Genomic DNA, 24,897 nt, shown 5'->3' on the forward strand with positions numbered 1-24,897 from the left:
ATAGTCAAGATAATTAATAAACAAGATGCTTGATGAACACCTAATTAATTGTCTTGATTTTATCGAATTATTCACTAATTTGCAAAGGGTATAAAATCACGTGGTTTGGAATGAAGCCTGTGCACAATCCTTTAACAATTAGAGTAGAACTAAACATTTGGGAAAAGTGGAGGAGAAAAAGGAGCATGGAAAAGAAAAATAAAGTTGGGGTTATTATAGTAGCTCTATTGTTGGCTACACTTATGGCATCAATGGATAATACTATACTTGCAACCGCAATGGGAACCATTGTAGGTGACCTTGGCGGCTTTGACAAATTGATGTGGGTTACGTCCGCTTATATGATAGCTGAGATGGCGGGTATGCCGATTTTCGGTAAATTATCGGATATGTATGGACGTAAGCGATTTTTTATTTTCGGTATTATTGTTTTTATGATTGGTTCAGCTTTATGTGGTACGGCAAATTCTATTGTTCAGCTTAGTATTTATCGGGCAATTCAGGGTATTGGCGGAGGGGCACTCGTTCCTATTGCATTCACGATTATGTTCGATGTAGTGGCCCCAGAAAAACGGGGGAAAATCGGTGGGTTATTCGGTGCTGCCTATGGTATTTCCAGTATTTTTGGTCCTCTTATTGGCGCTTATATAGCGGATTATATTCATTGGTCTTGGGTCTTTTATATCAATTTACCCATTGGTGTTATTGCATTCTTTATGATCGCTTTCTTCTACAAAGAATCTGTTGAGCATTCCAAAGAAAAAATTGATTATCTTGGGGCTTTTACACTTGTAGCTTCAATCCTTTGTCTCATGTTTGCGATTGAGCTCGGGGGTAAGAAATATGCTTGGGACTCGACAATGATTCTGGGATTGTTTATGGCTTTTGTTGTGTTTTTAATTGGTTTTATTGTTATCGAACGTCGTGCAGAAGAGCCAATCATTACCTTTGGCATGTTCAAGAATCGTCTCTATTCTACGAGTAATGTTATGGCGATATTTAGCGGAGCGGCATTTATTACAGCCTCGGTGTACATTCCAATTTATATTCAAGGGGTTCTTGGCGGGTCTGCCACAAATTCGGGGCTTGTTCTACTTCCGATGATGATTGGTTCTGTTATCACTGCTGCTGGCGGAGGATTCTTGCTCTCTAAATTTAATTATCGCACGATCATGATTTCTACGTTAGTACTCCTTGTAGCAGGTATGGCTCTACTTACCACACTAACACCAGACTCCTCCCGGTTTATGGTCACTATTTTTATGTTTCTGGTGGGTCTTGGCATAGGTTCATCATTTTCTGTTCTAAGCAATGCAGCGATTCATGGATTTACAGCAAGACAACGGGGTTCTGCAAGTTCGACACTTAGCTTCACACGGGAGCTGGGAATGACACTTGGCATTACGGTATTTGGTATTATTCAAAGTCACATTTTTTCGAATAAACTAGCTTCCATGTTCAGTAAGGGAGGCGCGGCACCAGAAGGTGTTAATCTAAGTGATCCAAGTACAATTTTGACTCCCGACACACGGGCCAAAATTCCCTCTGAGGTTCTTGATAAAATCACCGAAGGATTATCTTCTTCTCTTGTTCATACCTTTGCTTGGGCGATTATTCCATCAGTTATAGCTCTAATGGCAGCATTTGTGATGAGCAGGGAGAAGTTTGACCCTGCTACTGAGCTGGAAGAATTTACGGCATCGCATTAAGGAAATAAAAGATAAAAATTAAAGCCCAAGTCCTTTGTTAATAAAGGCTTGGGCTTTTTTGATAAGAAGCTCGGCGATCCTATTTCTCTGAAATGCTATAACGAGAATGTAAATGCCAGATAAGCTCTCTACGGCTACTGACACCTGCTTTAGCAAAAATGGATTTTAAATGATCCTGAACCGTGTAAGCAGAAATATGTAACTCAGCAGCCAATTCTTTAGTAGATAATCCGCGAATTACTCCTTCAAGTAAATGCTGTTCCCGTTTCGTCAGATCATACGCTTCTGCAATGATAGGAAGCATATCTGCTGGACGTGCAGGCTCGAATGAAATGGCAATTTGCGTCTGACCGTCGTATGCATGAAGCCGGCTAGCCCGGATCACTAGATAAGGTCCGTCTGACATCCGGATACAGGACTTTGCCATCCCCGAAGATTCAGAGGGACTATTGATTGCTTGTGTGCTCACCGCCCGAATTGGTCGTGGCAGGATATGGTGATCAATTTTTTCTAATGAACGAAGTTTCTCTAACCAGCGGTCTGCTGTAGGATTGGAGGAGAGGAGCACTAGTTGATCAGAAAGGACGGCAATTCCGGAACCGTAATCTTCTTCCAGCCAAGTCTGATTTCTCTCAGGCAACTCAAGACTGAAAGCCCGCATTCTTGCGGCAATCTCAGGAAGCATTAAGGCTATCCGTACACAATCTTCCTGTGAAAATACAGGCTGACCCGACTTTCTGTAAAGTGTCAGATACCCCCAACACGCATCTCCATGAACAAGTACAGCGCGTAATTCATCCTCAAATCCTGCCGGAGACAGTACTTTTTGATAGCGGGCACTCAAATCTGGCTGCCCTTCGGTTGCTTCATATAAAGTAGCTACATGCACTTTACTATGAACCATTTGTTCATAGGGATTAATATCGTCTTCACCGTATTCGATCTGGAACAAGTGATGATGAATGGATTCCACGTTATCTTCTGTAACCGCACCTGTCGAGAGTAGTGTCTGTGGATCAACATGGGTACAGCAGGCAGCATCAAAGGGTACAGCCTCGCGTAAAATCGACAGTAATGAAGTACGGTAGCTATGTGAAGATTCAGAAACAGTACCTAACCTTATGATTTGTTGTTTAATATGATTAAGTTGTCTTATGGTTTTCATAGGTCAGCCCTCTAGTCATGGAGTATAAAAACAGGTATCCCACATTTATGGGATAGTGAATGTAAACCATATCCGTATAATTGAGAATGGTTCTTAATTATTTCTATTATATAGGATGCGGTGATAAAATGCAGAGAAAAGAAGATATTGTAGTCGTCGGTGGATATGGCCATGTAGGGCGTACCATTTGTGAAATCTTAGAGAAAAAATATCCTGGAAAAGTATATGCTGCAGGGCGAAGTCTTGTAAAAGCAAAGCAATTCAGTCAAGCAACTGATGGGAAAATTAAGCCGATGCAGTTGGATATTAATAAACCTTTACCTACTGATAAGTTAGAACGAGTGAAATTAATCATTATGTGCTTAGATCAAACGGATACGGATTTTATAAGAGCGGTGTTTCGAAGCGGTATTCATTATGTGGATGTATCTGCGAACGGTTTGTTTTTGAATGAAATTGAGAAATACAAGAGAGAAGCTGAAGACAATGGGTCAAGTGCTGTCTTAAGTGTAGGACTTGCTCCCGGCATCACTAATCTCCTGGCCCTTGAAGCAGAGCGGCAGATGGATCAGATTGAGGAGATAGAAATTGCGATTATGCTCGGATTAGGTGATTCTCATGGCAAAGCGGCGCTAGAATGGACAGTTGACAGTTTAGCAGCTAAGTTCGAAGTGAAGCAGGATAATCGCCAGGTTGAGGTGGAGAGCTTTACAGACAGAAGGTTGTATCATTTTGGTGATGAGATGGGTAAGCGATATGCTTACCGTTTTCCATTCTCAGATCAACAGACACTTAGCAGAACACTAAAATCATCGTCTATCTCTACACGATTTTGTCTTGATTCAGCTGTAGTTACTAAAATACTGGCAATAACGAAAAGAACTGGAGCCGTTCGCTTACTGCAAATAGGCTGGCTGAAGAATTCAATTGTTCGTGTTATGGGGCGGCTGCATTTGGGGGATGATGGGTTCGCTATTAAGGTTGAGGCACATGGAAGAAATTCAGAAGGTAAATTACTTCATGCGGATTTTTTATTACAAGGAAAGAATCAATCTATCATTACGGCAAAAGTAACAGCGGCAGTAGCAAAACATCTATATGATTCACCACCCCCAGGTGGAGTTTACCATATTGAGCAGATGACTGATATAGCGTATATACAGAAGGAATTAGGATCAGCCATTTCTCTCAAGACTGCGGTAAACTAGTATAATATTAATCATATAGAAAGGGGCGTCTTAGAATGAATAGAAAAGATTGGGAGCTGTTGAACGGTCATAAAGCGGGCGTGTTTTGGTTCACAGGATTTTCAGGTTCAGGAAAAAGTACACTAGCACAACAAGCTGAAAAAGAATTGTTTAAGCAAGGCATCCGATGTGCTGTGATCGACGGCGACCAGCTAAGGAAAGGTTTGAATATTGATTTAGGCTTTTCAGAAGAGGATCGTAAAGAAAATATGCGTCGCGCAGCCGAAGTAGCATCTATGTTTTTGGATCTAGGCTTTATAGTGCTTGTCCCGATGATTTCACCTTCTTCAGCTGCTAGAGAAGCGATTAGATATCGTTTTCAGTCTGGCGAGTTTGCAGAGATTTATGTGCAATGTTCATTAGAAACCTGCGAACAACGTGATCCTAAAGGGCTGTATAAGAAAGCTAGAAAAGGTGAAATTCGTGAATTTACAGGTATTGATGCTATTTATGAAGCCCCTGAACATGCCGAATTGACAGTTAACACAGAGATTTACGATATGGAGAGCAGTGTGAATCTGCTAGTTGATTTTGTTACACATAATTACGCTAAAAAGATATAGAGGGAAGTTAACAGAAGCCTGGTCAAGTCGGGCTTCTTTTTTTGCATTCTCAAATGGAATTATATCGCATAAAAGGGATCAAGGTGCTACAATATGAATGAATAAAATATTATTCATTCATATTGATGGGTGTTATTCAAAATATGCATATATGGAGGGGTTCAAATGAAAAAAGTTACTGCATTTATTGGGAATCAACAAAAGCATGCGACCTTTGAAGCGGTTTGTGAATTTGGCAATAATTTAAAAGCATATGGTGATATTGAATTTGAGTATGTCTTTTTAAAAGATTATCGGCTTGAATATTGCCGGGGCTGCAAGATATGTTTCAATAAAGGTGAGGAATATTGTCCACTAAAGGATGATCGCGATGTATTGATGGAGAAAATGATCCATTCTGACGGAATTATTTTCGCCACACCTAATTATGCATTTCATGTATCGGCACCGATGAAGAACCTCTTGGACCGGCTTGCTTTTGTGTTTCATAGACCTCGATTCTTCGGGAAAACCTTCACGGCTATTGTCAATCAGGGGATCTTTGGAGGCAGCAAAATTGTGAAATACCTTAGTAATATGGGCGAGAATTTCGGATTTCAAGTTACAAAAGGCTGTGTCTTGACTACTTTGGAGCCAAGAACAGAAGTTGCGCAGAAAAAAATGACGAGAGAAATAAAGAAAGCCTCCGAAAGATTCTATAAGGACCTTATGTCGCCCAAGACTCCAGTTCCTTCTTTTCTCAGATTAATGCTGTTTCGAATGTCACGTACAAGTATAAAAACAATGCTTGATGATCATTCCAAGGATTATCGTTATTACAAAGAACAAGGCTGGTTTGAGTCGGGTTATTATTATCCTGTTTCATTGGGTCCTATAAAAAGGACAGCGGGTCTGATCTTTGACTTTATTGGGAAACGTATGGCGAAGAATTCGTAACCATAAAGACACTTCTCCGTATAAGATATGAACATGACCGACAATTAACCAAAAGAGAAGTTGAGGTAATCCACCTATGAATGTGAATGTAACCGAACATGCCGATTCAGCCTATTCGCTAGCTGAGCAGAGGGCGGCTCAGTATTTTGTTTCACTGCACATGCAGTTCAAAGAAAAAACTTATGTATCTACTCTCACTGAAGATATTCAATTATGGAAAAAACATCATATTCATCGCCGCTCATGGTTGTCATTTTTCTCTAGAGGGAAAAGGAAACCTGATTCGCAGGATTATCATAGGTATATAGGCTGGCTAAATCTTAACGGTAAATTGGATGATTATTTAGATCGCAGCGTGTCCTATTTATATATGAGGGATCTGGGCAAAGCCTTGGATTCTACTGATACACAAAACAGGATTCAGCGAATGGTTGCTGACATTAGATCTCAATTGATCCCAGACGATTCAACAACGATAAGAGATCAATCGGAATTTATGAGCTTGGCAGGAGTATATCGCTGGGCGCAGAAAGAAGGCGTCGAGACCGCCACCATCTGGGTGATCGACAAGCTAAAGAACGTATCAACCCATATTCCGCAGGAAATGAATGCTGAACAAGCGCAGCGTAAGTTAATTAAGATCATTATCGGGGTCATTCTGCATGTAATGGAGGAAATGGGGGAGAGTACCCCACCTTTGGAACGTTCTAAGAAGCTTAGCGAAGCCATTAGACTTGGTTATTCTTATGGGCTGACTTACCCTTTTATTGATGATCTTCTCGATTCCAGTGTCTTAACGGTTCAAGAAAAAGAGCAATTTTCCCTCATGATACGCGACGCTATCCTTACTAGATCTCTGCCTGAGCTTGGAGAATGGTCCGGAGAGAACATGGAATTCATTCGATACGTACATTCGGAGCTTAGTGAAGCTTTCGAATATATTAAAAGCTATCAACGTCCAGAAATGCAGAACATATTCTTCGAGCAATCCTTTGTGTTTTTTCAATCTCAGGAGCTGGACCGTGTTAAGGAACTTTCCAATGCTAAATACACCAATGAAGAGCTTTATATCCCCATTATCTTAAAATCCTCTTCTTCCCGTTTAATTGTCCGATCCGTTATTAGTGCACCTACAGATGATGGATTTGATCAACGCACTTTTTATTATGGTCTTTACAATCAACTGGCTGATGATTTTGCAGATATGTTTGACGATATGAAAGAGGGAGCGGTAACGCCGTATACCTATTTTCTGAAATACCGTGATCAACGTTCAGATTTGATAAACCCTTTTGAATTATACTGGACCGTCATCTCTCATCTAATCCATTCCGTATATCACTCCGATGCCAAAACCCGTGAAGTGATTCTAGATCGAGCAATTAACGGTTTGAAGCGTTGTAAAGAACGTCTGGGTACTGAAAAGTATAAAGAGATTATGGAGATCTTTGCTTCGGGTCAACCCGAATTTAATCGTCTCGTGCAGCAAATGGTGTTGAAAGCTGATGATGTGGATTTTTTTGACAAACTACTAAGAGATCAAATGCTTACGAATTTAAAAAACAACAAGCAGGAAAAGGTGGATTTTCACAATACGATTCAAAAGGTTCGTGGTGAAATCAACAATCAATTGCCAATTAATAAACCTGTTGGGACACCAGCTATGAAAGAAATGTTAATTGATGCAGCCAATTATAGTTTAGAGGGTGATGGCAAGCGAATACGACCTATTCTGACTTGGGTTATGGGGGTGAACGAATACGGATTAGACAGCGCGGCAATTGTGCCGCTTTTGAGGTCTTTGGAATATATGCATACTGCATCCTTAATTTTCGATGATCTGCCCTCTCAGGATAATGCCTCCACTCGAAGAGGCCGTTCAACTCTACATGAGGTGTATAATAGCGCAACGGCGGAATTGACAGGACTCTTTCTAATTCAGAAGTCGATTGAGGAACAGGCATCCCTTCATACATTCGATGCTAAATCCGTAATTGCTTTAATGCAATATTCAGCTCAAAAGGCGGAAGATACCTGCATGGGGCAAGCGATGGATTTGAATTCTAAAGGAAAAGCATTGACGCTAGAGCAATTAAATATGATTTGTTTCTATAAGACGGGCATTGCGTTCGAAGCTTCACTAGTTATGCCAGCGATTCTCGCACAGGTTAAGGAGACAGAAATTGAAGCTTTGAAGAAATTCGCTTATCATGCGGGGATTGCTTTTCAGATTAAAGATGATTTACTCGACTTGGAAGGGGATTTACAATTACTGGGTAAGCCCACAGGGCAGGATGTTGAGAATAACAATGCAACGTTTGTATCCATTCTGGGTTCAGAAGGCGCTAGAAAAGAGATGTGGGAGCACTATTGTCTTGCCATGGAGGCGCTAAAAGAGATCCCCCGCAATATCAATTTTTTAAAACATCTATTGAATTATATGGTTAATCGTGATCGATAAATATGAAAATGGAGTGTTGGCATCTTTGCCAGCACTTTTTTATGAAAAAAATCAATCGTTTTTACGTTCAACTCCGTCTTACTTATAAGAACATCAGAACGATGACTTTATCCTAATACCGACACTGACAAAAAAAGAGGGGGTGTGGTGAGTGGTGGATAGGACGATGGACGAGGTCAGAATGGTTGATTTTGCCCGAATGGATGAGGAAGTTTTCTTTAAACGCCTGTATGTGGAGCATCGGAAAATGTACACCGTCGCTTATAGTTATCTACGGACAGAAGCGGACGCGTTAGAAGTTGTACAAGAGGCTTCATGTCGAGCCTGGATGAAACGTAAGAAGCTTAAAGATGAACAGTCATTTACACCTTGGTTGATTCGAATTACGATCAATTGCTGTATGGATGAACTACGACGAAAAAAACGAGTGATTCCTACGGAGAAGCTGGCAGAGGTTGCAACTCAGGAAATGAAAAGTAACGACCGGATTGATCTGGAACGTGCTCTGAACAGCTTAAAGCCCAAATATCGGCATGTGGTACTTCTTAAATATTACAATGACATGACTACAATCGAAATCGCAAAAGTGCTAAAAAAACCTGAAGGTACAATCAAAACCTGGTTACGCGAGGGACTTAAACAGCTTCGTAATGTGTTGAAGTGATATGGGAGGTGAACAGAGTGACAGATAAAGAAGATCGTATTTTGCAGAAAAATGTTGATGAAATGAATCAGAATACTGAAACTTTACAGGAAATGAAAATTTATAACGCGATGCGAAAGGGAATTATGGAAGGAAAAAAACGTGAGAAACGCCGCGTTTATACCGCAGGTTTGGGAGTGATCGCAGCTGCAGCCGCAGCCCTATTATTTACATACTCTTCAATCGGGTTACCGGCCAAGGAAGTGGCTCAACCTTCAGTTCAAACCGCCAGCCCTAAAAATACAGATGATTTTGCAGCGTATCGTTCATTTTCAAGGTTAGAACCAGCGCTTGCTAGTGCTCTGGAACAGAATCTCGTGATGCCGGTGGGTCAGAGCGCGGAAAACAAGGGGTACCGAGTAGATGTAACTGGTGCAGTAACAGATGGAAGGAAGGTGTATATTCTATACAGTGTTCAGAACAATACAGACAAAGAAGTTATACATGCGAATTTTGCGCTTCAATATGAAGGCATACAGGAGTCGAATCTACATAAAGGTGCTGCACTAAGTATGCTTGCCAGCGATAACCGAATTCAACCAGGCCAGTCTAAGGATTTTATATACACTACTAGTCTTTCACCAACGGTTAAATATCCAAAGGAAGTAAACTATAATGTCATTCTCACTGAAACTTCAGATAAGGCGCTACAATCCAGTAGTAATAAGTACCGGACTAATCTGGATGTTGCTTTCGAACTTAATCCTGATATGCTCAAAGCACAGGAAAGAATTCTAAAAACGGATAAAACGCTGACAGTTGACGGGCAAAAGATTAAAGTGAATCTAGTGCAATATACACCGCTTAGTACCTATGTAGATTTGGAGTATGATCTGAACAATGATAAACAAATTTTTCAATTGATTAATCCAGTTCTGATTAATACAAATGGGGGAGCTACCGAAAAATTATTTTACCCCGACATCGTCAACTCTGACAATTCTGAAGTCTATTCGGACAACACCAAGTTTACGCTGGTGTTCAGGAACAGCCAGAGCAGCCTAAACCGTCAGCCAGACACCGTTTCATTAAAAACCTTTGGTATCTCGGCAGTGGAAAAGAATAAAATGAAAATTGTTGTCGATCTCAATAAGCAGCAAATCATTGAAGCACCGGGAAGCGGCCTTGAGCTTGTTTCTCCAACGCAAGAGAATTATGCAGATGAAGGAGAGATCTTGTTACGGCATACAATTACTGATGCCGAATATTTAAAATACTATACTAGACTTGCTGAGACTTTTACTGATGCGGAAGGAAATGTGCATAAAAGAGCAATCAAAACAACTTCGGCAGGAAACTTCGGTGGCTACATGACTTCAAAGGAGGGTACAGCCGTGGATGAAATGCGTTATACTTTTGGAAAGGGAGCGAAAGATTATCCTCAACCCCTAACGATTACGCTAGAGAAATATATTAATCCGATTATGGATACGCAAGCCGTAGAGTTATTTTCTAAGTAATAGACTAAGCTTAACGATTAATAATCTTGTATTTGTTGTAATCTTATAGGAGGTAGTTATGCGTAAATATAACACTGTAATCTTTGATGTGGATGGAACCTTAATTGATACAGAAATCGCTGTTCTGAGTTCTCTGCAAAAGATGTTAAAGGTGGATCATAACAGAGAGTATGAATTGTCAGAGCTCTATTTTGTGTTAGGTATTCCCGGTTCAGCTTCATTACCACAACTTGGGATCGAAGATATTCATGAGGGCAATGAGAGATGGAATGTTTTCATGAAAGATTTCTATGATACTATTAACATCTTTGACGGAATTGTAGATGTAATGAGTTCATTACAGTCAAAAGAGATCGTTCAAGGAATTGTGACTTCCAAGACAAGAGATGAGCTAAATGACGATTTCGTTCCATTTGGCTTAACTAAATATTTATCATATACCGTTATCGCAGAAGATACAGTAAAGCATAAGCCACATCCAGACCCCTTGCTAGAATTTATTAGAGTATCAAAAGCAAACCCTGAATCATCTATTTACATAGGGGACACGATTTATGATTATGAATGTGCACGAGATGCTGGTGTCGATTTTGGATTGGCTTTATGGGGATGCAAGCAGCATGAGCATATTCCCGCGAAATATAAATTTGAAATTCCGCAGGATATTTTAAAGCTGCAATTGTAAAGTGAATAGGGTGAATATATAGCAGAGCGGCATTTTGCCCTCTGTTTTTTTTATGGAAAAACCTTCATTGTATGTTCTTAACATTGACTCTTCTCTATCTTATCGTTAATATTACCTCTGTGCTTCATTGCCCAAAAGCCTAAAAGCTTAAAAGTAAGGAAGCGCCGCAATCTCCGAATTTTATCCCAATCACAATGTTAAGGAGCACTATCGTTATGGACCGTCAGCTTAGTTTTTCAAAAAGTATGATTATCATCGCTTTTATTTTTGCACTTCTTTTTGTATCTATTTTCCTATTAAAAGCAGAACCTCATATCCCCCTTCTCGCAACCACAGTTGGCACAGCAGTCTTATTGGGTTTATTTGGCGTGTCATGGAAAGATATTGAGGCAGCTATCATTAAAGGCATCCAAACAGCTATAATGCCCATTCTTATCCTCATGCTAATCGGAATATTGATCGCTGTATGGATGATGAGTGGTACGGTGCCTACACTTTTATTTTATGGTATGGATTATATTAATCCGAACTACTTTGCAGTAAGCGCGTTATATGTCACAATTGTCGTCTCTATGTTTACTGGAAGCTCATTCACCACCGTTAGCACGATCGGCGTAGCTTTGATGGGTATTGCTTTGACGACAGGGATTTCTCCCACACTTGCTGCTGGAGCGATCATTTGCGGAGCTTGTTTTGGTGATAAAATGTCACCCTTATCCGATACGACGAATTTTGCACCTGCAGTGGTAGGTATATCCTTGTTCACACATATTCGTAATATGATGTACACAACGATTCCGGCGCTTATAATAACTACTGTCTTTTTCTTGTTCGCACCAAAAGCCGATGCGATTGATTTATCGTCGATTCAGGGGATTAAGTTTGCTCTACAAGATGGATTTCATATCCACTGGTTAACGTTGATCTCACCACTTGCCGTTATTATTTGCTCAATCAAACGAATCCCAATCCTTCCTACACTGATAGTTGGTATTGTTACTGGTCTTCTAGTGACCGCTATTATTCAGCAGCAGGCAGAAATCGGTTTCTGGTTCAGTGTGATGCAGAATGGATACGAAAGTACTATTGCCAATGAAACCGTTGCTTCTATCGTTAACCGAGGTGGAATGCAATCAATGATGAGTTCTGTTTCACTTATTTTGATTGCTTTATCATTAGGCGGACTAATACAACATTGTGGTGTCATAGAGGCTTTTTTTCGCAAAATCATTCAACCCCTCAAACGTAAAAGCAGTATCGTGCTTATGAGCGGCGCATCATCCATTGCGGTTAATGGGATGACTGGTGAACAGTATCTTTCTATTTTGTTGCCTGGTCAAATGTTCAAAGATGAATATAATCGCCGAGGCATTCCAGCAAAGACACTATCCCGTACGTTAGAGGATTGTGGAACCCTTGTTAATCCTTTAATTCCTTGGGGAGTTAGCGGTGCTTTTTTCGCTGCTACACTAGGTGTGCCGGTAATTGAATATATACCTTATGCCACCCTTCTGTGGTTAAGCCCATTCATCACGTTTGCGTATGCTTTGATCCCGCAGCTGCAAAAGAATTCGCTAGGCTAACCTTCTCTGAAAGAATGTATTTATTGAACGGATATAAAGAATAATAAGAGTGATTTCTGATTTATATCTGGGGAATTCAGCGGGGGTATTGCTAGTGAGTCGCAATAAGTTACAGGACAGAATCAGGTTAGCAAATGTCGAGACTAAACATGCAGAGCAATTTAATAATTTATTGCGTTATGTATTTCAAGTGACGAATCGTGATTTACAAATCTTTGGTTGGGAAAATCGTGAAATCACCCAAGCGAAGCTGCCAGTTCTAAAGTATGCTGATGTGGTCGGTTGGTTTGATGGTGATAAATTGATCTCACAGTTAGCAGTATACCCATTTCAAGTAAATATTTTTGGGCGAATTTATGAGATGGGTGGCCTGACGGGTGTTGGAACCTATCCCGAATATGCTAATTTAGGTTTAATGAATAAGCTGATGTTGCATGCATTAACTAAAATGCGGGGCCGCAAGCAATCAATTTCTTATCTATTTCCGTATTCTATTCCGTATTATAGGCGGAAAGGCTGGGAGATCATTACCGATAAAATCTCATTTGAAGTTCCGGATACCCAGCTGCCGAAAACTAAAAAAGTTCCTGGGAACGTGGAGCGGGTAACTATTGAACATCCAGATATCAAGGAGATATATGATCAGTTCTCCATGCAGCATCATGGAGCTATGCTTCGAAATAAGTTGGCTTGGGAAGAATATTTACGCTGGGATCTGGATGAAATGACAGTGGGCATCTACTATAACAATGATGATTTGCCCACGGGGTATTTGTTGTATTGGGTTGCTGAGGAGATCTTTTACATCAAAGAAATGGTATATATTAACGAAGAAGCTCGCGTGGGATTATGGAACTTTATAAGTGCACATTTTTCGATGATTACTCTTGTCAAAGGGGATATTTATAAAGGGGAGCCGCTTTCCTTCGTTTTAGATGATGGTGACATCAAGGAAACCATTGCTCCTTATTTTATGGCCCGGATAGTGGATGTGCAATTATTTATCGAACAGTATCCGTTTAAAAAACAGGATAAAGATGGTTGCCTTATCTTCACCTTGAGTGATCCGATGCTGGAATGGAACCGGGGTACATTTACGCTTAATGTGGATAAAGATGGAACAGGTGTTTTGCACGCAGGAGGGACTAACCCTTCCTTGTTGATTGACATTCCTACTTTAACCACGATGTTAATGGGCTATAAGCGACCTACCTATTTGGCTAGGATCGGTCGGATCCAGGCAGATGAAGCTACAGTTCAATTCCTGGAAGGGTTAATCAGGCCAGAACATCCTTATTTCTCTGATTATTTTTAAAAAGCATACTCTAATGAGTGTGCTTTTTTCTTCTTTTATAGTAGAATTGATTCTCGGCAACACTAAATGATATGGGGTGTAAGAATGGCGATTAATTTCACCAAACCAATGATCCAAAGGTTAGAACAAGAAATCATAGAGGTAGAGAGCAAGCTCAAAAACGTGAAGAACAAAAAAGAAAAATCCAAATTCAAAATTAATCAATTAGAACAGGATATGAAATTTAGCAAGTCTCACACAGATTTGAGCAGTAAAATGACGCGAATCAAAAAGCTTAACGATGAAATTAAGAACATGAATCGCCTGCAAGCTGATCTTTCCAAAGAATTAACAGCAAAGAAAAACTCGTTAAAAAAACTCCAGGTAAATGGAACCGCACCTACTACAATTGATTCCACAAAAGGATAGTCGATCATGGCTGCACAGATGAAAAACCGCGTAATTGGCGGTTTTTATTTTTTTACCAGCTCATCTGTTTCTCCCCTTAACAAGGAAATCTCATGCTTATAGGGTGCGTTTACATATTTCTTTTCACCGATGGAGGGAGTCTCTAGGAGTTTGGGAATGGTTGATAGTTGAGGATGGTGGACCACATATCGAAGCGCCTGAAGGCCGATATATCCGTGTCCTATATTTTCGTGCCTGTCTTTATGTGAGCCCATAATATTCTTTGAATCATTGACGTGAATTACCTTTAGTCGCTCTATTCCGATCAATCGATCAAATTTATCCAATATGCCATCAAAATCTTCTTTTACGTTATAACCGGCATCATGGATATGGCAAGTATCCAAACAAATTGATAGACGCTCATTATGGGTCACTCCATCAATAATAGCTGCAAGTTCTTCAAAAGAGACTCCACATTCACTACCTTTTCTAGCCATAGTTTCTAATGAAACCTGAACATTTCGTTTATCTGTTAGCACTTCGTTTAAGCCTTCCACGATCCGAGAGATTCCAGCTTGAGAGCCAGCACCAACATGGGAGCCAGGATGTAGGACGATTTGGGTTGAACCCAAAGCTTCTGTTCTTATGATTTCTGATTGAAGAAACTCTATACTATGCTCAAAGACCTGTGCCGAAAGTGTATTTCCTAAGTTAACAATAAATGGAGCGTGTACAATAATATTAGAAATACCGTTATCTCTCATATGAGCATGTCCTGCTTCAATATTCAAAGCTTCAATGGGTTTGCGGCGTGTATTTTGTGGGGCTCCGGTATAAAAAAGGAAGGTGGTCGCTCCATAAGAGGCTGCCTCTTCACTAGCTCGAAGGAGCATTTTTGTTCCGGTCATAGACACATGAGAGCCTAGGAGTAAAGACATCGGGGTTGACACTTCCTTTCCTCTGAAAAGAGAGCCATATTTAGTCACTATATATCCTATATGTCTATTATTATTTGTGAATTACCCGGATTATATGTATTGGTATTACAAGAAAGTAGGATGTTTTTTAGGGAAGATCAAGGTTGTCTCATCTGATTTATTATTTATGAGAGACAACCTTAGCGACCCGGAATTTAGCGCTAATTAGCGGCGGAAATAGTCTCACCTTGAATTGGTTTTAAATTTTTCTCCCATTTAACTCTGATTGCCCGGGAAGTGAATAGATCAGCTCCATCTGAGATTTGGAAGTGTAGATGGGCCTCGCTCGTATTACCAGAATTACCTATTAAGCCAATAACTTCACCTTTTTCGACTTTATCCCCCGGTTTTACAGTAACTGACCCTTGTTTGAGATGCGCCAAATGACTATATTCCCCGCCATGATCAATGACAACGATATTTCCGGTAGCTTGATTCGGATTCATGACCCCAACTGGCTCATTGTCTTTAATGTCATTCACAACCGATACAACGGTGCCGTCCGCTGGAGCGAGAATGTTTTTGCCAAAGGCATAATAGCTTTCATTTTTTAGTGGATCTCCTGTATAGGAATAGTTATCTTTGGTTTGTATAAAATCGTAAGCGTACCGCTGGATTTCTAACTCATAATGATAATTCACAAGCACATTTTCACCACCCCAAAATACATACCAATCTCCCTCAAACGGCAGTGCGTATTCATGTTTGCTTAGTACATTGTCGGTTTCAGGAGAAGGGGTAAGCTCTTGAACTTGAATTAATGTAATCGTCCCATCCGGATCAAACATCCCGACAAGCCCCTTATTGCCAGCATCACTAACCCATGTGCGTCGATCAAATCCATTAAGCTGCATGGTCGATGCCTTTTCCAATGCATGGATACCCTTAGTGAATTCTTTTCCTGTCTCTGTTAATTCTGCTTCACTTATTTCATCTTTTAAAGGCTGATTAAAGCGGGCATACAACTCCTTGTACTTCCCGTCCAGTAGAATCTTTGATAGTTCATCTGGAGCAAATCCGCTCAGAATGGCAGCTGTGGCCGGGCTTGTTGTCTGCTCCGCCTTTTCAGTAGTCGGCACATCTGCATTCTCTCCTCCACAGGCAGCCATTAATAAAGACAATGACCCTACAGCCAAGGCAGTTCTTGTATTCAAAATAACTTTATGAATGATTTTTTTAGGTTTTTTGTTCATATATATCGCCTCCCAGTATTACGATTGTAGCAGTCTATCCTTAGCGCTTCTGAAATTCTATATTAACACTTACATAATTTACTAGCTATATAATGAATACGAATTAAGCTTCCGTTAAGATTAGTAAGATTGCTAGCCAAAAAAATCATGCTATGATGATAAAAACGTCTATTGTGAAAGGGAAAATTTATATGAATGAGGCTTCAATTTTATTGGTTGATGATGAGGTATCGCTTTTAGACATTATGGAGACAGTGCTGCGTAAGGAAGGCTACGCCAATATAGATACAGTGCAAACAGGTGAAGAAGCAGTAAGTGCCTGTGAATCCAAAAAATATGATTTAATTGTGCTGGATGTAATGCTGCCCGGACGAAGTGGTATCGAAATCTGCCCTTTTATCCGTCAGACGACGGATGCCCCTATTCTTTTTCTGACTGCGCGAACGTCTGATTTCGATAAATTAACGGGATTTGCTATAGGCGGAGATGATTATATTACCAAGCCCTTTAACCCGCTTGAAGTGGTGGCTCGTATAAGAGCACAACTGCGGAGATATTTTGCTTCTGCTAACCAACAGGCTACTGGCAAGAGTGTAGAAATAGTCCCCCATAAATCTGCAAATGTATATGATTACGGAAGGTTTAAGCTAGATGAGACAGCGGGAGAACTCCTGGTAGAGGGTCAGTCTGTTGCTTGTCCGGCACTTGTATTTCAACTGCTGGTCTTCTTATGCAAACATCCCAATCAGATTTTCAGCAAAAGTGAGTTATATGAGAAAGTATGGGGCGATGAAGCACTGAGCGATGATAATACGGTCATGGTTCATATTCATCGAATTAGAGAACGTATCGAAGCAGACCCGTCCGATCCAAAATTTATTGTTAACGTTAGGGGTCTTGGTTATAAGCTGGTGAAGGTAGACCGCCAGGAGTTGTCTATGCCATGAATATCAAACGTCGGTTAACGTTAAGGTTCGTTCTACAGCTAGCAATTACGGGAATGGTTGTTCTCGCTATTGCAGCAGTAACGTTTACTTGGATGCTGTTGCGTTTTCTCGATATCAGTATTACGCGTGATTTTGCGAATGTTGGCTTAGAGCAACTGGTTGAATCCTCCAAAATTGATGAGAAGGGCATTCAATTTTCCCCGAGCTTGTTGGAGCAAGTGAAGAAGAATAAGGGCTGGCTGCAAAACATCGATGAAAATGGAAAAGTTGAAAGTGCCTACAACACTCCAAAAGATGTCCCAATTCAATATGGACCGGGTGAAGTAGTCGCCTATTGGACAGGGACTCAGCCTTTTCCGTATACACTGGCTGTATGGATTCAAGAGAAAAATGGGAGACAATTCACGCTTCTTTATGGCGCGTCAAATATACTAGATCCTCTGTTAAAAAAAATGAGCGAAGGTACATTTGATGCAGTAGATGGAGATCTGGTTCTGCCTGATTCGATTGAAAGAGAAATTAAATCATCACAGGCTTTTGTTCAACTCATTGATTCATCGGGTACGGAGCTGCTCTCCTATAATAGGCCAAAGATGATTCCCACCAAGTACTCAGTGCCAGAGCTAGCACTACGCACTCTCTACAGTGAACGTTACGGCTATCATGTCCGATCTTCTTTTGATAAACAAACGGGCCAAACATGGATCGTTGGACAACCGAACGTAAAGGGTGCAGATACAGGACAAAAGGTATGGGTACCTGAAGAAGTTAAAATTGTCATTAAAGGCTCATTAGCAATGCTCGCTGCTTTATTGCTTGCATTTATATTGCTTTCTTTATGGCAAGCTCATAGGTTTGGAGCGCCAATGCTGCATATGCTTGTATGGCTCGATTCCATTGGAAATGCCATATATACAGAGCCTATGGACCGTAAAGGAAATCGTCGTAGTCGAACCCACGTAGGTAAATGGAGGCGGAGATACCGGGTTTTTTCTGATGTTATGGTATCCATAGAGAAATTATCTGCTAATTTGCAGAGAGATCAGGCGTTGCGGCAACAAACAGAGAATTTGAGGGAAGAATGGATCGCAGGTGTTACACATGATTTAAAAACTCCTTTATCTTCTATAACTGGTTATGCCCATTTACTGGCGGAGCCTTCGTATGATTGGTCGAAAGAGGAAGTTCGCAAGTTTACAAGGACGATGCTGGATAAATCAGCCCATATGGACATGCTGATCAGTGATCTTGCCATGACCTATCGGCTAAAAACAGGGATCAAGCCACCAGAGCTGATGGAAGTGGAATTGAACTCTTGGTTACATCAAACCCTTGATCAAGCTGCTGCAAATCCCGAATACGGGAAGCAGCGAATTATATTTGTGCCGGCACCAAACGAAGTGAGGGCCCGATTGTATACTCCATGGCTAGAGCGGGTTGTGAACAATTTGACTGCGAATGCTTTACTTCATAACCCCTCGGATACGATTTTAACGGTTTCGCTTACTATGAATGACTTGGACAGTGGATTTACTATTCAATTTTCCGATGATGGCGATGGAATGGATGAAGGCACACTTAACCGTCTATTTGAACGTTATTATCGAGGAACGGACACGGTATCTAGCTCCAACGGATCCGGCCTTGGCATGGCGATCTCCAAGGGATTAATCGAATGTATGGAGGGCAGGATTGCTGTTGAGAGTAGCCCTGGACAAGGGACCATTATTAAGTTGAGTTGGAGCTGATCATAGAACCAGCGTTTTTCCTAACGGAAATGACGGTGGTTTTTTTGTTGTGAATATAATTTTTTAGTTCTTCTGTTTATTATCCAGCCAGAGTTGGGATCATAAATAAGTTGACATCCAAACTTATTGTAACTACAATGGTTACAGGTAGTGGTTAAAAATAAATTTATCATCCTAATTTGAGGAGGAAGTAAAAATGAAAATAGCAATAACAGGAGCAACAGGTCAATTCGGATCATTGGTGATAGAAGCTTTACTTAAAACTGTACCCGCAAGTGATCTTGTAGTTAGTGTGCGGAACCCAGAAAAAGCAAGTGATCTTCAGGCACGTGGAGTGGAAGTCCGTCATGGTGATTTTGATCAACCTGAGACGCTGGAATCAGCATTTGCCAGTGTGGATCGATTATTAATTGTATCTGCAGATGGTGATAATGAAACCCGGATTCGTCAACATAAAGCAGCTGTTGCTGCTGCGGAAAAAGCAGGCGTCGGCTTCATTGCCTACACAAGTGTAGGACAAGCAGACAAGAGTGAACTATTTCTTGCTGAAGTTCACCGCATCACCGAAGAAGCTATTCGCGCAACAGGCATTCCTTACAGCTTCCTCCGTAATAACTGGTATTTGGAGAATGAGATCGGCTCCATTCAAGGTGCTCTAGCAGGTGCCCCATGGGTGACTTCAGCAGGGAATGGTAAAGTTGGCTGGGCTACACGCGGAGATTATGCAGAAGCTGCAGCAAATGTTCTGACAGGTGACGGACATGAGAACACAGTGTATGAATTGTCTGGCAACCCTTTAACACAAGAGGAATTGACTGAGATCATAGGCAGTGTAATCGGTAAAGAAATCAAAGTAATCCAGGTTGACGACGAGGCTTATGCCAAGACCATGTCGGAGGTGGGTGTCCCAGAAGCTGCGCTTCCAATAGTTGTAGCTATACAACGTGGGATTCGTGAAGGTTGGCTTAATATTGAAAGTAGCGATTTAGAGAAACTGCTGAAACGTTCAGCTACTCCTCTTGCGGATGTCATTCGTGTTATGGTCGGTAATTTACAAGCATAATAATATAAAAGATAAAAGGCTTCCTCGAGGTTGAAAAACCAGTGAGGAGGCCTTTTTTTTGTGTTGATAGAGGATGAATCAAATACATAACTTTTCACTATTTTGCCTTGTTCATAATTGTGTTAGTTTAGTTTAACTAGTTATACTAAAAGAAATGGAAGATACTTTGAGTGAGTACATAATCTGGCGAATAAGCGAAGGAGATGATTACAAATGAAAAGAAATATCTTGGTGGTATCGGGAGCGGCGGTTGTTGCATTAGGTGCGTATTTGTTATTGGGAGGTATCGATAAGGATACGCCTTCAGCACAAGATACAACCGACATTAAGCAATTAGTGCAAGAATATAGTTCAAGCAGTCTGGAAAACCTGTCCGCGTCTATCACTTCTGAGCAACTTATTGTAACCGATAGTAACAATAAAGAGAAAACTTACGACTTGCCTAAAGATGAGTTTTTTGTTTCTATAGCTCCATATGTGGAGAATACGCATCCTTGCGCAACACATAGCTTGACTGGCTGCCAAGGGGAATTAACGGATGATGAGTTTAAAGTATATATTGAAGACAGCGAAGGCAATGTGATTGTGGATCAAGAAATGAAATCGCTATCTAACGGATTTATTGATCTTTGGTTACCCCGGGACAAAAAATATAACGTAACCATTGAGCAGGATGGAAAAGCAGCAAAATCTGAGCTTTCCACTTTTAAGAGTGATAATACATGTGTTACCACTATGCAATTGGCAGAAAGTATCTAAAAAGTTGCAGAGAGAAGACTTGAAAAACGAATGCTCAGCAGGATGTTTCTTAAGCGATGTCGAAGTCGTTATTCATAATCCAATTTGATCTTTCTTCTGATGTATTCTGTATTGGACTTTCGCCAAATGTCCATCGTATCGGACTCCATTGCAGCTATTTTAGATTTTCGCTGCATTTTTCAAGCTTATCGGACTGCATAGCTCTTATTGGCTTGTATTGGCACAGAATTGGAGTGTATTTAGGGAAATAACTGCATCTGGGTCCGATAACCTGGTGAAATGCTATAAATCTACGAAATAAGTGCACCTCGGTCCGATCTAGCGGAGAGTTAGAAAGTGTTTGGGAAAAGAAATCAAAAGTATCACACGAATGATCAAAAGAAATTGCTTTACAGAAGAGAGGAGAGAGATGAATGGTTAAAGAGCTGATCATTGGGGATGTTTTGCAAGAGTTGGCTGGTACACGTCGGATACTGGAGAAGCTGCCTCAAGAGAATATGACATGGAAACCACACTCTAAGTCAATGAGCCTGGGTGGGCTGGCCACACACCTCGTTAACCTTCTGAGCTGGCAATCTGCAATTCTACTTTACTCGGAGTTTGATTTGGCATCTGTGGCATATCGACGAGAAGCACTGGAGAGTCCCGACGCGGTTCTACAAGAGTTCGACCTGAAAGCTCGTGAGATTGAGGAATTAATTACTGCAAGCAATGTGGAGATGCTCGGCGCGGAGTGGACCTTGCGGAACGGGGAGCAGATCATCCGTCGTCAGACACGGGCAGCTGCGCTTCGTACCATCGGATTGAATCATATGGTTCACCACCGGGCGCAGCTTGGAATTTATCTGCGGCTGCTTGACGTGCCGGTACCTGGTCTTTACGGACCCTCGGCTGATGATTTAGAATTAGCAAACGGTGAAGGTTGATAAGTGAGGAAGCCCTGCACTGCCAAGTAAGTTCAACATATAGCTCTTACCTGATATATTGGAGTATTAAGTTACCTCCAAACATACGGTAATGGGCTTATTTACTTTTTTCTAGTATTACACTAAATAAAACTCACGGAGGATCGGAAAGTTTGGGTTGACACTTTAGTTAATTTGGAGATATTATAGATTCGTTAAGTCTATGATGGAACGAATATTTTTTTGGTTTAATAATAGATAAAAAGAGTCTTTAATATCTGCATATAGGAGATGATTCATATGATTTACGATTGCATTATTGTTGGTGGTGGACCCGCAGGCTTGAACGCAGCCCTTGTTCTTGGTAGGGCAAGAAGAAAAGTAGCTTTAATTGATAATAATCAGCCAAGGAATGCTGTTACCCATGCATCACATGGTTTTATTACAAGAGACGGGGTTACACCAGCCGAGTTTCGTCGCATTGCGTATGAGGAGGTACTACGTTATCCGTCAGTTGAGCATATCCAGACTGAGATTATTTCGATTAACAAAAATGATTCTGGATTTGCGGTACATGATTCGTTTGGTCGTCACATTGAAGCTCGCAGATTGATTTTGGCGACCGGGTTAAAGGAGGTCCTTCCTGAGATAGAGGGCCTACGACCATTATACGGAAAAAGTCTGTTTAATTGCCCGTATTGTGACGGCTGGGAATTACGAGATCAACCCCTTGTCGTTGTTTGCGAAAATCCACATGTTTTTCATATGGCAAAAATGCTGCTCAATTGGAGTAAAGATTTGGTTATCTGCACGAACGGCAAGACATTCCTTTCAGATGAACAGAAAAAAAGTCTTGAGGCTAAGGGAGTTGTAGTCAATGAACAAACAGTTTCCTCTTTTATGGGTCATGACGGGCAACTTCAGGCGGTTCGCTTTGCAGATGGTACTGAGATCTTAAGAACGGGAGGGTTTATTTCTCCGAATTTGATCCAAACGTCATCAATCGTAGACCATTTGACTGTAAAGCGGAATGATTCTGGTGGGTTTAGCACGGATGGTGCGGGGAGAACCTCGATTCCAGGATTATATTCGGCTGGAGATGTTTCTTATTTTATGCCTTCTCAGTTAGTGTTTGCCGCGGCTGACGGGAGTCGGACAGCTATGAGTGTAAATATGGATCTTATAGAAGAAGAATTTGAACTTTTTTAACGAATTATGGGTAGGAAGTTGAAAATAATAAATATGCATGATAACATAATTACAAATTAATGATCGGAGTTGAAAAGTATAGTGTAGTAATTATTCTTGCGTCCCATGATGAATAAAACAACAACAATGGTTTATTTCGTTTGTTTTATTCTTTGTATGCAAGAAAGTTACTACTTCTTTTCACTCGAAAATATATCCATATCTAACTCCATTTGGGGCTGGATTTGCTGTATTTATTTGAGTCACAAGAAAGTAACTTTCTTGTGGCTTTTATTTTGTTAAAATACAGGAGGATTATTTTATGTCATTAATAAATGTCACAAATCTAACCTTTGCCTATGAAGGCAGCTACGATAACATATTTGAGAACGTAAACTTTCAAATCGATACCGATTGGAAATTAGGTTTTACAGGGAGAAATGGTCGAGGAAAGACTACATTTCTTAGCTTATTGCTTGGAAAGCATGAATACAGCGGTAATATTTCTGCTCATGTCAGCTTTGAATATTTCCCCTTTCAGGTGAATAACAAGGAGCTTAACACCATAGATGTGATCAGCGAGATTTTTCCGGATTATATTCATTGGAAGTTAATGCGTGAGCTTTCTTTGCTAAAGGTTTCTGAGGATGTGTTATATCGTCCCTTTGATTCATTGTCTAACGGAGAGCAAACGAAAGTGCTGTTAGCCACATTATTCATTAAGGAAAATAGCTTCCTGTTGATTGATGAACCTACAAATCATTTGGATATGACGGCAAGAAAGCTTGTCAGTGATTACCTCAATACGAAAAGTGGATATATTCTGGTCTCTCACGACAGATCCTTTCTTGATAATTGTGTGGACCACATCTTGTCAATTAACAAAACCAATATAGAGATTCAAAAGGGCAATTTTTCTAGCTGGTGGGAGAATAAAGTCAGACAAGATAACTTTGAGATAGCGGAAGACGAAAAACTTAGAAGAGATATCAAACGCTTGTCAGCCTCATCTAAACGAACAGGTAACTGGTCACATGAGGTGGAAAAAACTAAAAATGGAACTAGGAATTCTGGATCTAAGTTAGATAAAGGTTATGTTGGACACAAGGCCGCTAAAATGATGAAACGCTCTAAAGCCATCGAGCAGAGACAGCAATCTGCCATCAACGAAAAGTCTAAGCTTCTTAAAAACATCGAAAATTCTGAGAACTTAGAGATTACGCAGCTTGCTTATCATAAACGTCATCTTGCGGAGCTGGACAATGTTTCGGTTTTTTACGGAGAGAAAAGGGTATGTTCAGAAGTAAGCTTTACCATTGAGCAGGGGGAGAGAATTGCACTCTCGGGTAAAAATGGTTCCGGCAAATCAAGTATCATCAAATTGATCTGCGGTGAGGAGATAGATTATACCGGCACCTTCACTAAGGATAGCCAGCTTATCATTTCCTACGTATCACAAGACACTTCAGATCTACGGGGCGATTTAACAGATTATGCTAGAGAGAATGGGATAGATGAAAGTCTTTTTAAATCTATTCTGCGAAAGCTTGATTTCTCCAGAATTCAATTTGATAAGGATATATCCACTTACAGTGGCGGCCAAAAGAAAAAAGTCCTGATCGCCAAAAGTCTTAGTGAAAAAGCTCATTTGTATATTTGGGATGAACCGCTTAATTTTATTGATGTTATTTCACGTATGCAAATTGAGGAGCTATTGCTTGAATATACACCAACACTCGTTTTTGTGGAGCATGATCGCGAATTTTGCCATAATGTTGCCACGAAGATCATTGAACTTAGCTGATATTTTTAACATCGATTGAAAATTTCCAACTCTAACAGACCAATATTATTATATTAATAAAGATAATTATTATATATATTACAGTTATCCAATGTA

The 24,897-nt window shown here is 40.5% G+C and carries 21 protein-coding genes; 18 read left to right on the forward strand and 3 right to left on the reverse strand.

The window, feature by feature from the left end; all coding sequences use genetic code 11:
• The first annotated feature begins 185 nt into the window (after nucleotides 1-185).
• Nucleotides 186-1,709: an MDR family MFS transporter gene (locus MHB56_RS28560; RefSeq protein WP_076217540.1), complete on the forward strand. Its 1,524-nt coding sequence runs from the start codon at nucleotides 186-188 to the stop codon at nucleotides 1,707-1,709.
• Nucleotides 1,710-1,788: 79 nt separating this feature from the next.
• Here the strand turns inward: MHB56_RS28560 and MHB56_RS28565 are convergent, their stop codons facing one another.
• The gene (locus MHB56_RS28565; RefSeq protein ID WP_076190407.1) at nucleotides 1,789-2,874 is read right to left on the reverse strand and encodes a helix-turn-helix transcriptional regulator; all 1,086 of its coding nucleotides are present in this window, start codon (nucleotides 2,872-2,874) and stop codon (nucleotides 1,789-1,791) included.
• A 128-nt stretch (nucleotides 2,875-3,002) separates the two neighbouring features.
• On the opposite strand from MHB56_RS28565, the gene MHB56_RS28570 reads away from it, so the two are divergent.
• The 10 genes from MHB56_RS28570 to MHB56_RS28615 all read left to right on the forward strand — a co-directional run bounded on the left by MHB56_RS28570 (nucleotide 3,003) and on the right by MHB56_RS28615 (nucleotide 14,235).
• Entirely contained in the window at nucleotides 3,003-4,082 is a 1,080-nt protein-coding gene (locus tag MHB56_RS28570) for a saccharopine dehydrogenase family protein (protein WP_248548236.1), read from the forward strand.
• A gap of 35 nt (nucleotides 4,083-4,117) precedes the next feature.
• Nucleotides 4,118-4,684, forward strand: coding sequence for an adenylyl-sulfate kinase (gene cysC / locus MHB56_RS28575; RefSeq protein ID WP_076302047.1), 567 nt, complete (start codon nucleotides 4,118-4,120; stop codon nucleotides 4,682-4,684).
• Between the two features lie 165 nt (nucleotides 4,685-4,849).
• Complete coding sequence (locus MHB56_RS28580) at nucleotides 4,850-5,620, forward strand: flavodoxin family protein (protein WP_076184551.1); 771 nt, start codon at nucleotides 4,850-4,852, stop codon at nucleotides 5,618-5,620.
• A gap of 76 nt (nucleotides 5,621-5,696) precedes the next feature.
• Nucleotides 5,697-8,081, forward strand: coding sequence for a polyprenyl synthetase family protein (locus tag MHB56_RS28585; RefSeq protein ID WP_248548238.1), 2,385 nt, complete (start codon nucleotides 5,697-5,699; stop codon nucleotides 8,079-8,081).
• Between the two features lie 166 nt (nucleotides 8,082-8,247).
• Nucleotides 8,248-8,745, forward strand: a complete 498-nt coding sequence (locus MHB56_RS28590; RefSeq protein WP_248548336.1) for an RNA polymerase sigma factor — start codon at nucleotides 8,248-8,250, stop codon at nucleotides 8,743-8,745.
• A 17-nt stretch (nucleotides 8,746-8,762) separates the two neighbouring features.
• Nucleotides 8,763-10,244, forward strand: coding sequence for a DUF4179 domain-containing protein (locus MHB56_RS28595; RefSeq protein ID WP_076184553.1), 1,482 nt, complete (start codon nucleotides 8,763-8,765; stop codon nucleotides 10,242-10,244).
• Between the two features lie 58 nt (nucleotides 10,245-10,302).
• Complete coding sequence (locus MHB56_RS28600; RefSeq protein ID WP_341144291.1) at nucleotides 10,303-10,929, forward strand: HAD family hydrolase; 627 nt, start codon at nucleotides 10,303-10,305, stop codon at nucleotides 10,927-10,929.
• A gap of 215 nt (nucleotides 10,930-11,144) precedes the next feature.
• A complete protein-coding gene (gene nhaC / locus MHB56_RS28605) occupies nucleotides 11,145-12,512 on the forward strand; it encodes a Na+/H+ antiporter NhaC (RefSeq protein ID WP_341144292.1) in 1,368 nt (455 codons plus the stop codon).
• Between the two features lie 94 nt (nucleotides 12,513-12,606).
• The gene (locus MHB56_RS28610) at nucleotides 12,607-13,827 is read left to right on the forward strand and encodes a GNAT family N-acetyltransferase (protein ID WP_076184556.1); all 1,221 of its coding nucleotides are present in this window, start codon (nucleotides 12,607-12,609) and stop codon (nucleotides 13,825-13,827) included.
• A gap of 84 nt (nucleotides 13,828-13,911) precedes the next feature.
• The gene (locus MHB56_RS28615; protein WP_036677934.1) at nucleotides 13,912-14,235 is read left to right on the forward strand and encodes a hypothetical protein; all 324 of its coding nucleotides are present in this window, start codon (nucleotides 13,912-13,914) and stop codon (nucleotides 14,233-14,235) included.
• A 44-nt stretch (nucleotides 14,236-14,279) separates the two neighbouring features.
• Here MHB56_RS28615 and MHB56_RS28620 read toward each other — a convergent pair whose 3' ends face one another.
• Nucleotides 14,280-15,155 carry a deoxyribonuclease IV gene (locus MHB56_RS28620; protein ID WP_341144293.1) on the reverse strand — a complete coding sequence of 292 codons (876 nt, stop codon included), beginning with the start codon at nucleotides 15,153-15,155 and terminating at the stop codon, nucleotides 14,280-14,282.
• Nucleotides 15,156-15,355: 200 nt separating this feature from the next.
• Complete coding sequence (locus tag MHB56_RS28625) at nucleotides 15,356-16,387, reverse strand: M23 family metallopeptidase (protein WP_341144294.1); 1,032 nt, start codon at nucleotides 16,385-16,387, stop codon at nucleotides 15,356-15,358.
• A 191-nt stretch (nucleotides 16,388-16,578) separates the two neighbouring features.
• Between MHB56_RS28625 and MHB56_RS28630 the strand changes: the two genes are divergently transcribed.
• From MHB56_RS28630 to MHB56_RS28660, 7 genes are all read left to right on the forward strand, one after another.
• Nucleotides 16,579-17,334, forward strand: a complete 756-nt coding sequence (locus MHB56_RS28630) for a response regulator transcription factor (RefSeq protein ID WP_076125728.1) — start codon at nucleotides 16,579-16,581, stop codon at nucleotides 17,332-17,334.
• A complete protein-coding gene (locus MHB56_RS28635; protein WP_341144295.1) occupies nucleotides 17,331-19,082 on the forward strand; it encodes a sensor histidine kinase in 1,752 nt (583 codons plus the stop codon). The genes MHB56_RS28630 and MHB56_RS28635 overlap by 4 nt, the downstream gene beginning before the upstream one ends.
• Nucleotides 19,083-19,278: 196 nt before the next feature.
• Nucleotides 19,279-20,145: an SDR family oxidoreductase gene (locus MHB56_RS28640; protein WP_339174188.1), complete on the forward strand. Its 867-nt coding sequence runs from the start codon at nucleotides 19,279-19,281 to the stop codon at nucleotides 20,143-20,145.
• Between the two features lie 213 nt (nucleotides 20,146-20,358).
• Nucleotides 20,359-20,904, forward strand: a complete 546-nt coding sequence (locus tag MHB56_RS28645) for a CueP family metal-binding protein (protein WP_076125722.1) — start codon at nucleotides 20,359-20,361, stop codon at nucleotides 20,902-20,904.
• Nucleotides 20,905-21,317: 413 nt separating this feature from the next.
• Nucleotides 21,318-21,830 (forward strand): DinB family protein, encoded by a 513-nt coding sequence (locus MHB56_RS28650; RefSeq protein WP_076184561.1) that lies wholly within the window; start codon nucleotides 21,318-21,320, stop codon nucleotides 21,828-21,830.
• Nucleotides 21,831-22,109: 279 nt separating this feature from the next.
• On the forward strand, nucleotides 22,110-23,018 hold the full coding sequence (locus tag MHB56_RS28655; RefSeq protein WP_339191021.1) for an NAD(P)/FAD-dependent oxidoreductase: 909 nt from the start codon (nucleotides 22,110-22,112) through the stop codon (nucleotides 23,016-23,018).
• A 301-nt stretch (nucleotides 23,019-23,319) separates the two neighbouring features.
• Complete coding sequence (locus tag MHB56_RS28660; RefSeq protein WP_076125716.1) at nucleotides 23,320-24,801, forward strand: Lsa family ABC-F type ribosomal protection protein; 1,482 nt, start codon at nucleotides 23,320-23,322, stop codon at nucleotides 24,799-24,801.
• Nucleotides 24,802-24,897: the final 96 nt, after the last annotated feature.

Source organism: Paenibacillus sp. FSL H8-0315, from assembly GCF_038005365.1.
Lineage (GTDB): Bacteria > Bacillota > Bacilli > Paenibacillales > Paenibacillaceae > Paenibacillus_AQ > Paenibacillus_AQ odorifer.